Below are 12,651 nucleotides of genomic sequence, written 5' to 3' on the forward strand. Positions count from 1 at the left end.
GAACCCGTTCAACCTGGTTCCGGCAGCCCTTGCGGATCGGCTTCGTTGTGCCCGGCTGACGGCTGCGCGAGCGACAGTTCGATGCGGTTGCGCCCCTGACGCTTGGCGCGGTAGAGCGCCTGATCGGCGCGCTGGAATGCGGCGTCGCTGGGCTCACCCGCGAACAGTGCAGTGAGACCGGCGGAAAGGGTGATCGACACCCGCTCGCCCTTGAAGTGAAAAGGACAGACCTCGATGGCCTGGCGCAGGTTGTCGAGCAGTTGCCGGCCACCTTCCATGGGCGTCGAGGGCAACAGCAGGACGAACTCTTCACCGCCGAATCGGGCGATGAAGTCGGTCTTGCGCAGGCGCCGGCTAAGTTCGCCGGCAATGATCTTCAGTACCTTGTCGCCAGCCAGGTGGCCGAAGCCGTCATTGATCCGTTTGAAGTGATCGATGTCGATCACCGCCAGCAACAGATCACCGCCATAGCGCTGCTGCCGGGCCAGTTCGATTTCCAGCCGCTCGTTCCAGGCCGCACGGTTGGGCAGGCCGGTGAGGGGGTCTTGCAGGGCCTTCTGGCGCTGAACTTCGAGGTTGTCGTGGAAGGTCTTGGCTTCTTCTTCCATGGTCGCAACCCGCGTCATCAGCACCTGCAGGCGTTCACTCACTTCGTGCTCGCGGGCCGTACGCTGTTGCTGGTAGCGGTTCATGGTGTCGAGCAGACCATCGAGGCGCTGCTCCAGGCTCTGCTTCAGTTGGTTCAGGTCGGTGGCGTCCTGCACGCTGGCCTGCAGGCCGCTGACCTGCTCGCGCAGTTGGTCGTCCAGGGCGCGGGCATTGCCCAACGACTCGGCATAGCCTTCCTGGGCCGCACTGAGGTGTTCGAGGAACAGCACCAGGCGCTGGTTGAGCTGCTTGAGGTAGCCGGCGAACTCACGATGGCCGCTGTCGGTTACGGCCAGCACCAGCACGCCGAGGTCGTCCAGCACCGGTACCAGCTCGTACCAGTTGAGACCGCCTTCCAGGCGCTGGCGCAGCGCCACGGCCTGGGGCTGGTGATGCTCGGGCAGGTCCAGCTCGTCGAGCAGTGCGCGCAGACTGTCGGCTACGTGAGGGGCGATGGCGCTGTATCCCGGCTCCGGCAGGGCGGGCAGGGCATATGCGGGGTCGCCTTCGCCGGTGAGGATGGCGGCGGCCAGCGGCAGGCTGTCCAGTGCGCTGCTCCGTACAGGAGCAGCCGGGAACACCGCCGGTTGTAGGGCTTCGACAGGAGCAGGCGCCTGCGGTGGGGGAGTCGGCTCGGCGACGGGCGGTGTCTCGTCCCCACCGCTGCCGAACAGGCGCTGCAGCAGCCCCGGCTTGACCACCGTCGCGTCGTCGCTGGACAACGCCTGCAGGGCCTGGCCCTGGAGTACGCCCAGCTCAGCCAGCAGTGCCGGCATTTCGCGCGATTGGCGGGCGCGTTCGTCGATCCTTTTCGCGAACTGCTTGAGGCTCTTGCGCACCTCCCGCGGCAAGTCGAGTGCAAGCATGCGGTCGGCAATGCCGGTGAGGGCGCTGACGTTCTGTTCAATTCGCTGCTGACGGCGCTGCTCGGAGTCCAGCACGGCCTTTTCCAGTCGCGGGATCAGGGCCGAGAGGCCGGCGTCCATCTGCTCGCTACGGATAATTTCGCGCAGCTCCTGCATGCACAGGTCGACTGCCTTGTCGGAACCCTCGGCCGCCAGGGAGCTGCGCACCAGGCCGCGACGCAGCAAATCGAGGCGGGCGTCCCAGCGCTTCTCGATCTTCTCCTGCTGTTCGAGGTTTTCCAGGTACTTGGCTTTCCAACGCTGGGCGTCGTCGCTCATGCAGGGATTCCGCGCTTGGGTTCGCTGAGGGTAAGGGGCAGATCGGCCCGCAGTTCGTCGGGCAGGCGTATGTCCACCGCCACCGGCAGGTGGTCGGAGATCGGCTGGCTGAGTACTGCCACTCGCTCCAGGGTAAGGCTTGGGCTGAGCAGGATGTGGTCGAGGCAGCGTTGCGGGCGCCAACTGGGGAAGGTCGCTTCGACCTGCGGGGCCAGGAGGCCGAGGTCGCGCAGGGGCGAAAACTCCAGCAGATCGTTGGCGTGGGTGTTCATGTCGCCCATCAGAACAAGGTGGCGGTATCCGCTCACCAGCTCGCGGATGTAGGCCAGTTGGCGGGTGCGGGTTCGGGCGCCGAGGGACAGGTGCATCATCACCACGGCGAGCGCATCACGTCCCTTGCCGAAGCGCATCAGGATCGCGCCACGGCCGGGCGGCCCCGGCAGCGGGTGGTCTTCCAGCAGGTTGGGTTGCAGGCGACTGAGCAGGCCATTGCTGTGCTGGGCGATGCGCCCGAGATTGCGGTTGAGCTGCTGGTACCAGTAGGGGAAGTCGCCAAGCTGGGCGAGGTGTTCGACCTGGTTGATGTAACCGGAGCGGATGCTGCCTCCGTCAGCCTCCTGCAAGGCGACCAGGTCGTAGTCGCCGAGCAGGGCGCCGATTCGTTGGAGGTTCCCAGCGCGCCCGTTGTGCGGCAGCAGGTGCTGCCAGCCACGGGTCAGGTAGTGATGGTATCGCTCGGTGCTGATACCGACCTGGATATTGAAACTGAGCAAACGCAAGCGGCCATCAGCAGGCAGCTTGCCCTTGTCGCAATGGGGGTTCACCCGTGCATCGCACGAGCTCGCCGCCCTTTCACCCACCCAGCGTCTGAGCATCGGGCGAATGCGCCGCTTACTTCGCGGCGCGCTCCTTCTCGATCAGGTGCTCGGCGACCTTGAGGGTCTGCTCCGGACCACCCGAGGAGCTGATGTCGAAACGGTACTTGCCGTTGACCACCAGGGTCGGCACGCCAGTGATCTGGTAGGCCATGGCCAGCTTCTTGGCCTTCTCCATCTGGCTCTTCACGCCAAAGGAGTTGTAAGCCTTGAGGAAGGCGTCCTTGTCCACACCTTGACCGGCGAGGAACTCCGCCATTTCATCCGGGGTGGCGAGCTTCTTGCCTTCCTTGTGGATGGCTTCGAACACGGCTTTGTGCACCTGATGTTCGACCTTCATGCTTTCGAGGGTGATGAACAGCTGGCCGTGGACGTTCCACAGGCCGCCGAACATGGCAGGAATACGAACGAAGTTGACGTCTTCCGGCAGCTTCTCGGCCCAGGGGTTGAGCGTCGGTTCGAACTGGTAGCAGTGCGGGCAGCCGTACCAGAACAGCTCCACCACTTCGATCTTGCCCGGAACGGATACCGGAACCGGGCTGCTCAGCTCGACATACTGCTTGCCGGCCTCGATGTCGTCAGCCTGGACGGCGCTCATGCCCAGCAGGCTGGCACCGGCAAGAACGGCGGAAAGGATCAGGTTACGCATGCTTCACTCCTTGAGGGGTAATGGGGCCGCAGGGGCCATGATTCGACCTGCGGCAATGCGGCGGGTTCCGGCCATTGTAACGGGCCTGGGAACGAAAAAGGGTGGCCTAAGCCACCCTCCTTCAGGTTCCAGACATCGCCCCTTAGTGTAGGCCCTGGATGTAGCTGGACACCGCTTCGATGTCCTTGTTGCTCAGCTTGGCCGCGATGCCGCGCATGATCATGCTGTCGCCATCGTTGGTGCGGTTGCCTTCGCGGAAATCGGTCAACTGCTTGGCCACGTACTGGGCATGCTGCCCCCCCAGATGCGGGAAGCCGGCGGCCGCGTTGCCGGAGCCGTCAGGCGCGTGGCAGCCGGTGCAGGCGGGCATGCCCTGTTCGAGCTTGCCGCCGCGGAACAGCGCTTCGCCACGAGCGACCACTTTCGGATCGGCGGCGCCAACGCTGCCTTTCTGGCTGGCGAAGTAGGCGGCGATGTCAGCCATATCCTGATCGCTGAGGTTGTTCAGCAGACCGGTCATTTCCAGCACGGTGCGGTTACCGGCCTTGATGTCCTTCATCTGCTTGAGCAGGTAGCGCTCGCCCTGGCCAGCCAGTTTCGGGAAGTTCGGGGCGGCACTGTTGCCATCCGGGCCATGGCAGGCACCGCAAACAGCGGCTTTGGCCTGGCCAGCCTTGGCGTCACCAGCGGCGTGGGCCATGCCGGTGATGCCAAGGGTCAACAGCAGACTCACGATTACTTTGTTCATCAGCTAATCCAACTACGGCTAAAGGGTAAAGGTGTTATGCGCCGGGCTACTTTATTGGCTCATCCACTGGATGACGGCCTTGTAGTCCTCGGCACTGCAATCCATGCACAGGCCTTTCGGCGGCATGGCGTTCAAACCATTGGTGACGCTCTGCACCAGAGTGTCCATGCCCTTGGCCATGCGCGGTTCCCAGGCAGCCTTGTCGCCTTTCTTCGGCGCCATCGGCAGCTGACCACTATGACAGGCAGCGCAGGCCCGGTTGAAAACCGCTTCCGGATCCTGAGCTGCTTGCGCGGCGAAGGACAGCGCCGCAAGGCTAGCGACGAGCAGTATTTTCTTCATGATCAACCTCATCGGAGGGCATCGCCGCGCATTCTGTCGTGCGTCGGTCGCTGCCGTGGACACCAGACCCTGGGGGATAAAGCGCACACTAAATCCGCGGCATTATATACTGGCGATGCATAAACGGAAACGAAACCGCCCTCTGCGACACCGCGTCGCACCCCTTGGATTCCCCATGTCATTGAAGAACCCCATCCTCGGTCTGTGCCAACAGGCCCGCTTTCTCATCAGTGCCGCCAAGGTCGACCAGTGCCCGCCGGATAGCGGCCTGGAAGTGGCTTTTGCGGGCCGCTCCAACGCCGGCAAGTCGAGTGCGCTGAACACCCTGACCCACGCCAGTCTGGCGCGCACCTCGAAAACACCGGGACGCACCCAGCTGCTGAACTTTTTCTCCCTGGACGAAGACCGTCGCCTGGTGGACCTGCCGGGCTACGGTTATGCGAAGGTGCCGATTCCCCTCAAGCAGCACTGGCAGCATCACCTGGAGGCCTATCTCAGCAGCCGCGAAAGCCTCGCCGGCCTGATCCTGCTGATGGACATCCGCCACCCGCTGACGGACTTCGACCGCCTCATGCTGGACTGGTCCAGCGCCGGCAACATGCCGATGCATATCCTCCTGACCAAAGCCGACAAGCTGGCCTTCGGTGCGGCGAAGAACGCGCTGCTCAAGGTACGCCAGGAAATCCGCAAGGGTTGGGGCGAAGGTGTGTCCATCCAACTGTTCTCGGCACCCAAGCGCCAGGGCATCGAAGAAGCCCATGCGGTGCTCGCGCACTGGCTGCAGCTGGACCTGGAAGAAGGCGAGGCCGAAGCCTGAATCGCAGGCAAAAAAAACCCCGGACTTCGTATGGGGAGGGGGAAGTTCGGGGTTTAAGTCTGAACCGCTAGGGCGGGGTTCAGATATCTGCCAACACTAAACACAGCAAAAGGAGCATCGAAAGGCTTCACCAGCCATTCAGTTGTGTGACTCCCCCGTCTCGCAGAAAGTTCAGACTGATTATCAAAACAGTTTGCTATGAAAATAATCCTGTTTATTCGATCAGGAACTAAGCATCTGTTTCATGCCTGAAACAGATGCTCGCCCCGAGGACGCACTCAGTGCGCCTCGTCCCAGTTGTCACCCACGCCCACTTCCACGACCAGCGGCACGTCCAGCTCGGCGGCACCGCTCATGAGCGGACGAATCTGTTCGCTCACCTGCGCCACCAGGTCCTCCCGCACTTCCAGCACCAGTTCGTCGTGAACCTGAAGGATGACGCGGGCATCCAGGCCGCTTTCCTGGAGCCAGTCGTCCACAGCGACCATGGCGCGTTTCATGATGTCCGCCGCGGTGCCTTGCATCGGTGCGTTGATCGCGGTGCGCTCGGCACCCTTGCGCATGGCCTGGTTCTTCGAGTGGATTTCCGGCAGATAGAGGCGACGACCGAACAGGGTCTCGACGAAGCCCTGCTGCGCAGCCTGCTCCCGAGTGCGTTCCATATAAGCCAGCACGCCGGGGTAGCGGGCGAAATAGCGATCGATGTAAGCCTGGGCCTCTTTGCGGTCGACGCCGATCTGCTTGGCCAGGCCAAAAGCGCTCATGCCGTAGATCAGGCCGAAGTTGATCGCCTTGGCACTGCGACGCTGGTTGTTGCTGACTTCGTCCAGCGGCACGCCGAAGACCTCGGAGGCGGTGGCGCGGTGCACGTCGCGGTCGTGGCGGAAGGCATCCAGCAGGCCTTCATCCTTGGCCAAGTGAGCCATGATGCGCAGCTCGATCTGCGAGTAGTCCGCCGCCAGCAGCTTGTAGCCCTTGGGCGCGACGAAGGCCTGGCGGATGCGACGCCCTTCGGCGGTGCGGATCGGGATGTTCTGCAGGTTCGGGTCGGTGGACGACAAGCGCCCGGTGGCCGCTACCGCCTGATGGTAGGACGTGTGGATGCGCCCGGTTCGCGGGTTGATCTGTTCCGGCAGCCTGTCGGTATAGGTGCTCTTGAGCTTGCTCAGGGAGCGGTACTGCATGATCACCTTGGGCAGCTCGTAATCCTGCTCGGCGAGGTCCGCAAGCACGTTCTCGGCAGTCGAAGGCTGGCCGGTCGCGGTCTTGGCCAGCACCGGCAGACCAAGTTTCTCGTAGAGAATGGCACCGAGCTGCTTGGGCGAACCGAGATTGAATTCCTGCCCGGCCAGGTCATAGGCCTGGCGCTCCAGCGCCACCATTTTCTCGCCCAGCTCCAGGCTCTGCTGGCCCAGCAGCTTGCCATCGACATAGGCGCCATTGCGCTCGATGCGCGCGAGCACCGGCACTAGCGGCATCTCGATTTCCTTCAGCACCTTGGCCAGGGATGGGATGGCCTCCAGCTTCTGCCAGAGCGTCAGGTGCAGGCGCAGGGTGACGTCAGCGTCCTCGGCCGCATAAGGGCCGGCCTGTTCGAGGGCGATCTGGTCGAAGGTCAGCTGCTTGGCGCCCTTGCCCGCGATGTCCTCGAAGCGGATCGTGCTGTGGCCCAGGTATTTGAGGGCCAGGCTGTCCATGTCGTGGCGGGTGGCCGTAGCGTCCAGCACGTAGGACTCGAGCATGGTATCGAAGGCGATGCCCCGCACGGTGATGGGCGTCGAGGCATGGGCCAGGACGTTCATGTCGTACTTGACGTGCTGGCCGACCTTGGCCTTGCCCGGGTCTTCCAGCAGCGGCTTGAGGGCCTTGAGCACGGCGTCGCGGTCCAGCTGCGCCGGCACACCCATGTAACTGTGAGCGAGCGGAACATAGGCGGCTTCCCCTGCCTCGACGGCGAAGGACACACCCACGACCTGCGCCTGCTGGGCGTCGATGCTGGTGGTCTCGGTGTCGAAAGCAAAGAGCGGCGCGGCTTCAAGCTTCTTCATCCAGGCGTCGAACTGCGCTTGCTCCAGCACGATCTCGTAGCGCTTCTCGGCATCGGCCACCGGCGCTTCCTCCAGCGCGAGCTGCTCGCCACTGGACTTGGCCTGGCGTTGCAGGTCATCCAGCCAGGTCTTGAATTCCAGGATGCGATAGAGCTCGGCCAGGGATTCGCGATCCGGCTCGCCGGGGTGCAGGGAGTCGATTTCGACGTTCAGCTCGACGTCGCATTTGATGGTGGCCAGCTTGTAGGACAGGTAGGCCATGTCCTTGTGCTCTTCGAGCTTGGCCGGCAGGCCCTTGGCGCCACGGATCGGCAAGGCGGGCACCTTGTCCAGGCTGGCATAGAGCACGTCGAGCCCGCCACCCACTCCGGTGAGCAGGCCGAGGGCGGTCTTCTCGCCGACGCCGGGCACGCCCGGGATGTTGTCGACCTTGTCACCCATCAACGCCAGGTAGTCGATGATGAGTTCAGGACCGACACCGAATTTCTCCTTCACGCCATCCACGTCCAGCGCGCTACCGGTCATGGTATTGACCAGCGTAATGTGCCCGTCGACCAGTTGCGCCATGTCCTTGTCACCGGTAGAGATCACCACCGGGCGACCGCCCGCGGCGCTCTGCCGGGCCAGGGTGCCGATCACGTCGTCGGCTTCCACGCCTTCCACGCAGAGCAGCGGGAGGCCGAGGGCTCGGACGCTGGCGTGCAACGGCTCAACCTGCACCCGCAGCTCGTCCGGCATCGAGGGACGATTGGCCTTGTACTCGGCGAACATCTCATCGCGGAAGGTGCCGCCCTTGGCGTCGAAGACCACCGCGAAGGGGCTGTCCGGATACTGCCGACGCAGGCTCTTGAGCATGTTCAGCACACCTTTGACCGCACCCGTGGGCAAGCCGGCGGAGGTGGTCAGCGGCGGCAGGGCATGGAAGGCGCGGTACAGATAGGAAGATCCGTCCACCAGGACGAGGGGGGCTTGGCTCATGCGTGAAATCAACCTTTATTCACCGGACCCGAAGTAGAATGGACCGATCATTGAACAGAAGGGACAAGGTTACCATGCGCGCACTGAACCGCCTTTTGCTGGCCAGCCTGCTGGCCGTCGCTCCAGTCGCCTCGTTCGCCGCCGACGAGCCATCCGGGGAACCGGACGTCACCATCCGCCAGGAAGGCGACAAGACCATCCAGGAATACCGCGTCAATGGTTTCCTCTACGCCATCAAGGTGACTCCGAAGGGCGGCAAGCCGTACTTCCTGGTTCGTGCCGACGGCGAAAGCAACTTCGTCCGCTCGGACAACCCCGACATGCTTATCCCCGCGTGGGAAATCTTCAGCTGGTAGCGCACACGCAACCCCGTAACAAGGTAGTCCAATGTCCGTATTCACCCCACTCGAACGTCCGGAACTGGAAGCTTTCCTCGCCCCTTACGGGCTGGGCCGGCTGAAGGATTTCCAGGGCATTGCCGAAGGCTCCGAGAACAGTAACTTCTTCGTCAGCCTGGAACAGGGTGAATACGTGCTCACGCTGGTTGAGCGCGGGCCGAGCCATGACCTGCCGTTCTTCATCGAACTGCTTGACGTGCTTCACGACGCGAACCTGCCAGTGCCCTTCGCCCTGCGTACGGAAAGCGGTGAAGCCCTGCGTGAGCTGGCAGGCAAGCCGGCGTTGTTGCAACCGCGCCTGCCGGGTAAGCATGTGCACCAGCCCAATGCCCATCACTGCGCGGAAGTCGGCAGCCTGTTGGCGCGCCTGCACCTGGCCACCCGCGAGCAGGTGCTGGAGCGCAAGAGCGATCGCGGACTGGACTGGATGCTCAATGAAGGCCCGTCGCTGGCATTGCAACTGGACGAGCACGCGCTGCCGCTGCTGCGCGATGCGCTGAAGGAAATTGCCGAGGTGAAGCAGCGCTTCCTCGCCCTGCCACGCGCCAACCTGCACGCCGACCTGTTCAAGGACAACGCGCTGTTCGACGGCACCCACCTGTCCGGGGTTATCGACTTCTACAACGCATGCGCAGGGCCCATGCTCTATGACCTTGCAATTTGCCTGAACGACTGGTGCTCGGACGCCGACGGTCGTCTCGACGCCCCCCGCGCCCGCGCCCTGCTCGGCGCCTATGCCGCACTGCGGCCGTTCACCGCCGCCGAAGCCGAACTCTGGCCAACGGCACTGCGCATCGCCTGCGTGCGTTTCTGGCTGTCCCGCCTGATCGCCGCCAACACCTTCGCCGGACAGGACGTGCTGATCCACGATCCCAATGTGTTCCAGATGCGGCTGGCGCACCGGCAGAAGGTCGAGCTGCCGCTGCCGTTTGCGCTCTAACGCCGGGTCGGATTCGCGTTTCGTAGGGGCGAATTCATTCGCCCCGACAAGGTTCCAGGCTCACCCACATTTGGAATGCCCGCAGTTGAGGCAGGTGGCGCAACCATCCATCTGCACCACCGCCTGTGTGCTGCATTTTCCGCAGAGCTGGGCGCCGGGCGGGAAACCCTCGCCCGGCTCGGCGGTGGAGGTGCCCAGGCTGGCTTCGTAGGCGGCGCGCTTTTCGGCGAGGTAGAGCTTGTGCTCCTCGTCCAGCTTCTGGCCTTCCATCAGGCCGATGGCCACCAGGTGGCGCTCCAGCACGGCACCGATCTCGGCCACCAGCGACGGCATATAGACGCCTCCACGCTTGAGGTAGCCGCCACGCGGATCGAACACGGCCTTCAGTTCTTCCACCAGGAAGGTGCAATCGCCGCCCTTGCGAAACACCGCCGACATGATGCGGGTGAGTGCGACTATCCACTGGAAGTGCTCCATGCCCTTGGAGTTGATGAATATCTCGAAGGGCCGGCGCTGCTCGAAGGCAGTGCCCGGGTTGAGCACGATGTCATTGATGGTCACGTAGAGCGCGTGCTCGAACAGCGGCGACTTGATCTTGTAGGTGGCGCCGACCAAGGTCTCCGGGCGTTGCAGGGTCTCGTCCATCTGCACCACGGCGGCCGCTTCCTCGGCGGCCTTGCGGGCCTTTTCCTGGTCCAGGTCCACCAGGCTGAAGCCCTTGATCTTCTTCTCGATCTTGATGGTCATGGCGGCCTCCGACCGTTCAGTACTTGCCGTAATAGCCTTCCTTCAACGCCTCGAAGAGATTGGCGGCGGTATGCACTTCGCCGTCGTACTCCACTTCTTCGTTACCGCGCAGCTCCACCTGGGTGCCGTCCTCCAGCTCGAAGCGGTAGACGGTCCTTTCCAGGTCCGCATCTTTCACCAGTACGCCCTGGAAGGCGGCTGGATTGAAGCGGAAGGTGGTGCACCCCTTGAGGCCCTGTCGCCAGGCCTGGAGGTAGATGTCCTTGAAGTCTTCGAAGGGAAAATCCGTGGGCACGTTGGCGGTCTTGGAAATGGAGGAGTCGATCCACTTCTGCGCCGCCGCCTGCATTTCTACGTGCTCGGCTGGGCTGATGTCGTCGGCGCTGACGAAATAGTCCGGCAGGCGCTGCGCCGAATGCTCGGCATCGGGCCGCGCCTGGCTGTTGACCAGTGCGCGGTACGCCAGCAGCTCGTAGCTGCGCACCTCGATCTTCTCCTTGGTCTTGCGCCCGGGGCGGATCAGGTTGCGTGAATACTGATGGGCGTAGCTCGGCTCGATGCCGTTGGAGGCGTTGTTCGCCAGGCTCAGGCTGATGGTCCCGGTGGGCGCGATTGAGCTGTGATGGGTGAAGCGCGCGCCCACCTCCGCCAGCTCGGCCACCAGCTCTGGCGCATGCTCGGCGATGCGCTGCATATAGCGGGAATAGCGGGCATGAAGGATGCGGCCGGGCACCCGATCCCCGACCCGGTACCCGTCGTCCACCATCTCCGGACGTTTGCGCAGCATGGCGACGGTCACGTCATAGTCCCGGGCCAGGACGGGGGCCGGGCCTTTCTCCCGGGCCAGCTCCAGGGCGACCTGCCAACCGGCCAGGGCCATCTCCCGCGCAACCTCTTCGGTAAACACACAGGCCTCGGTGCTGCCATAGCGCAACCTGAGCAGCGCCAGGGCAGAGCCCAGGCCAAGGAAACCCATGCCATGACGACGCTTGCCAAGGATCTCTGCGCGCTGTTGCTCCAGCGGCAGGCCATTGATCTCGACCACGTTGTCGAGCATCCGGGTGAACACCCGCACCACGGCGCGGAAACGCTCCCAGTCGAAATGGGCGTCTTCGCTGAAGGGCTCTTCGACGAAAGCCGTGAGATTGATCGAGCCGAGCAGGCAGGAGCCATAGGGTGGCAGGGGTTGTTCGCCGCAAGGGTTGGTCGCGCGGATCGCCTCGCACCACCAGTTGTTGTTCAGCGCGTTGACCCGGTCGATGAGGATGAAGCCTGGCTCCGCGAAATCGTAGGTGGAGACCATGATCATGTCCCACAGGTGCCGGGCCTGGACACGACCGTAGACCTTGCAGGCCACCAGGCCGTCCTCGCGGGTGATGTAGCCGTCGTGCACCGGCCAGTCGCGCCAGATCACCTGGGCGGAGTCGCTGAAGTCCAGCTCATCACGCTCCTTGGGGTGTACCGGGTAGAGCAGGGGCCATTCAGTGTCGTTCTCCACCGCATGCATGAACGCGTCGCTGACCAGCAGGCTGAGGTTGAACTGGCGCAGGCGGCCATCCTCTCGCTTGGCGCGAATGAACTCGCGCACGTCCGGGTGGCAAACGTCGAAGGTGCCCATCTGCGCGCCGCGGCGGCCGCCGGCTGAGCTCACGGTGAAGCACATCTTGTCGTAGATATCCATGAAGGACAGCGGCCCGCTGGTCTGCGCGCCAGCCCCGGAAACGAACGCGCCATGCGGGCGCAAGGTGCTGAACTCGTAGCCGATGCCGCAGCCGGCCTTGAGGGTCAACCCGGCTTCGTGGACCTTGCCGAGGATGTCATCCATGGAGTCGCGGATGGTGCCGGAAACCGTGCAGTTGATAGTCGAGGTGGCGGGTTTGATGTCCTGGGCGCCGGCATTGGAGATGATTCTTCCGGCAGGAATGGCGCCGTTGCGCAGGGCCCAGAGGAAGCGTTCGTACCAATGCTCGCGAGCCGCGGTGTCGGCCTCCACCTCGGACAGCGCACGAGCCACGCGCTGCCAGGTGGCGTCCGGGGTGAGATCGATCGGCGTACCGTCCTTGTGCTTGAGGCGGTACTTGCTGTCCCAGATATCCTCCGAGGCCGCCTGCAAGGCGATGCCATGGCTGCCCTGGACCTGCTTGGGCGCTCCCGTCCTGGCCATCCGCTGCCCTCCTTCAATGAAGAGTCCAGACTAGTCTGACCACGAATGCCGGCCGCTGATTCGCATCAATGCGGCCCGCGGCCCCTCTTTCACCTTAGCAGGCACTGCCGACC

Annotated in this window: 11 protein-coding genes; 3 read left to right on the forward strand and 8 right to left on the reverse strand. The window is 63.7% G+C overall.

The features are described from left to right. Positions 1 to 8: 8 nt before the first annotated feature. From E8F20_RS18770 to E8F20_RS18790, 5 genes are all read right to left on the reverse strand, one after another. A complete protein-coding gene (locus E8F20_RS18770; RefSeq protein ID WP_280285085.1) occupies positions 9 to 1,832 on the reverse strand; it encodes a GGDEF domain-containing protein in 1,824 nt (607 codons plus the stop codon). Beyond that, positions 1,829 to 2,707 (reverse strand): endonuclease/exonuclease/phosphatase family protein, encoded by an 879-nt coding sequence (locus E8F20_RS18775; protein WP_280285086.1) that lies wholly within the window; start codon positions 2,705 to 2,707, stop codon positions 1,829 to 1,831. The genes E8F20_RS18770 and E8F20_RS18775 overlap by 4 nt, the downstream gene beginning before the upstream one ends. Positions 2,708 to 2,723: 16 nt before the next feature. Continuing rightward, a complete protein-coding gene (locus E8F20_RS18780; RefSeq protein WP_280285087.1) occupies positions 2,724 to 3,356 on the reverse strand; it encodes a thiol:disulfide interchange protein DsbA/DsbL in 633 nt (210 codons plus the stop codon). Positions 3,357 to 3,498: 142 nt separating this feature from the next. Further along, positions 3,499 to 4,104 carry a c-type cytochrome gene (locus tag E8F20_RS18785; protein ID WP_280285088.1) on the reverse strand — a complete coding sequence of 202 codons (606 nt, stop codon included), beginning with the start codon at positions 4,102 to 4,104 and terminating at the stop codon, positions 3,499 to 3,501. A gap of 51 nt (positions 4,105 to 4,155) precedes the next feature. Continuing rightward, complete coding sequence (locus E8F20_RS18790; protein WP_028627087.1) at positions 4,156 to 4,446, reverse strand: c-type cytochrome; 291 nt, start codon at positions 4,444 to 4,446, stop codon at positions 4,156 to 4,158. A gap of 175 nt (positions 4,447 to 4,621) precedes the next feature. On the opposite strand from E8F20_RS18790, the gene yihA reads away from it, so the two are divergent. Further along, positions 4,622 to 5,263, forward strand: coding sequence for a ribosome biogenesis GTP-binding protein YihA/YsxC (yihA, locus tag E8F20_RS18795; protein WP_280285089.1), 642 nt, complete (start codon positions 4,622 to 4,624; stop codon positions 5,261 to 5,263). 278 nt (positions 5,264 to 5,541) lie between these two features. On the opposite strand, the gene polA is transcribed toward yihA, so the two are convergent. Beyond that, on the reverse strand, positions 5,542 to 8,289 hold the full coding sequence (polA, locus tag E8F20_RS18800) for a DNA polymerase I (protein WP_280285090.1): 2,748 nt from the start codon (positions 8,287 to 8,289) through the stop codon (positions 5,542 to 5,544). Between the two features lie 74 nt (positions 8,290 to 8,363). Between polA and E8F20_RS18805 the strand changes: the two genes are divergently transcribed. Together E8F20_RS18805 and E8F20_RS18810 are read left to right on the forward strand one after the other, a co-directional pair. After that, entirely contained in the window at positions 8,364 to 8,645 is a 282-nt protein-coding gene (locus E8F20_RS18805) for a DUF2782 domain-containing protein (protein WP_280285091.1), read from the forward strand. A 31-nt stretch (positions 8,646 to 8,676) separates the two neighbouring features. After that, positions 8,677 to 9,627 (forward strand): homoserine kinase, encoded by a 951-nt coding sequence (locus E8F20_RS18810; RefSeq protein WP_280285092.1) that lies wholly within the window; start codon positions 8,677 to 8,679, stop codon positions 9,625 to 9,627. A 60-nt stretch (positions 9,628 to 9,687) separates the two neighbouring features. Here E8F20_RS18810 and E8F20_RS18815 read toward each other — a convergent pair whose 3' ends face one another. Then, positions 9,688 to 10,374, reverse strand: coding sequence for an NrdJb (locus E8F20_RS18815; RefSeq protein ID WP_028627083.1), 687 nt, complete (start codon positions 10,372 to 10,374; stop codon positions 9,688 to 9,690). Between the two features lie 16 nt (positions 10,375 to 10,390). Beyond that, entirely contained in the window at positions 10,391 to 12,538 is a 2,148-nt protein-coding gene (locus E8F20_RS18820; protein WP_280285093.1) for an adenosylcobalamin-dependent ribonucleoside-diphosphate reductase, read from the reverse strand. Positions 12,539 to 12,651 lie beyond the last annotated feature (113 nt).

Origin of the sequence: Pseudomonas sp. BN415, from assembly GCF_029871195.1 — a bacterium.
Classification (GTDB): domain Bacteria; phylum Pseudomonadota; class Gammaproteobacteria; order Pseudomonadales; family Pseudomonadaceae; genus Metapseudomonas; species Metapseudomonas resinovorans.

Coding starts and splice junctions, on each gene's coding strand:
- E8F20_RS18775 (WP_280285086.1), bottom strand. CDS start 2,707: ATGCTCAGACGCTGGGTGGGTGAAAGGGCGGCGAGCTCGTGCGATGCA.
- E8F20_RS18770 (WP_280285085.1), bottom strand. CDS start 1,832: ATGAGCGACGACGCCCAGCGTTGGAAAGCCAAGTACCTGGAAAACCTC.
- yihA (WP_280285089.1), top strand. CDS start 4,622: ATGTCATTGAAGAACCCCATCCTCGGTCTGTGCCAACAGGCCCGCTTT.
- polA (WP_280285090.1), bottom strand. CDS start 8,289: ATGAGCCAAGCCCCCCTCGTCCTGGTGGACGGATCTTCCTATCTGTAC.
- E8F20_RS18780 (WP_280285087.1), bottom strand. CDS start 3,356: ATGCGTAACCTGATCCTTTCCGCCGTTCTTGCCGGTGCCAGCCTGCTG.
- E8F20_RS18805 (WP_280285091.1), top strand. CDS start 8,364: ATGCGCGCACTGAACCGCCTTTTGCTGGCCAGCCTGCTGGCCGTCGCT.
- E8F20_RS18815 (WP_028627083.1), bottom strand. CDS start 10,374: ATGACCATCAAGATCGAGAAGAAGATCAAGGGCTTCAGCCTGGTGGAC.
- E8F20_RS18810 (WP_280285092.1), top strand. CDS start 8,677: ATGTCCGTATTCACCCCACTCGAACGTCCGGAACTGGAAGCTTTCCTC.
- E8F20_RS18785 (WP_280285088.1), bottom strand. CDS start 4,104: ATGAACAAAGTAATCGTGAGTCTGCTGTTGACCCTTGGCATCACCGGC.
- E8F20_RS18820 (WP_280285093.1), bottom strand. CDS start 12,538: ATGGCCAGGACGGGAGCGCCCAAGCAGGTCCAGGGCAGCCATGGCATC.
- E8F20_RS18790 (WP_028627087.1), bottom strand. CDS start 4,446: ATGAAGAAAATACTGCTCGTCGCTAGCCTTGCGGCGCTGTCCTTCGCC.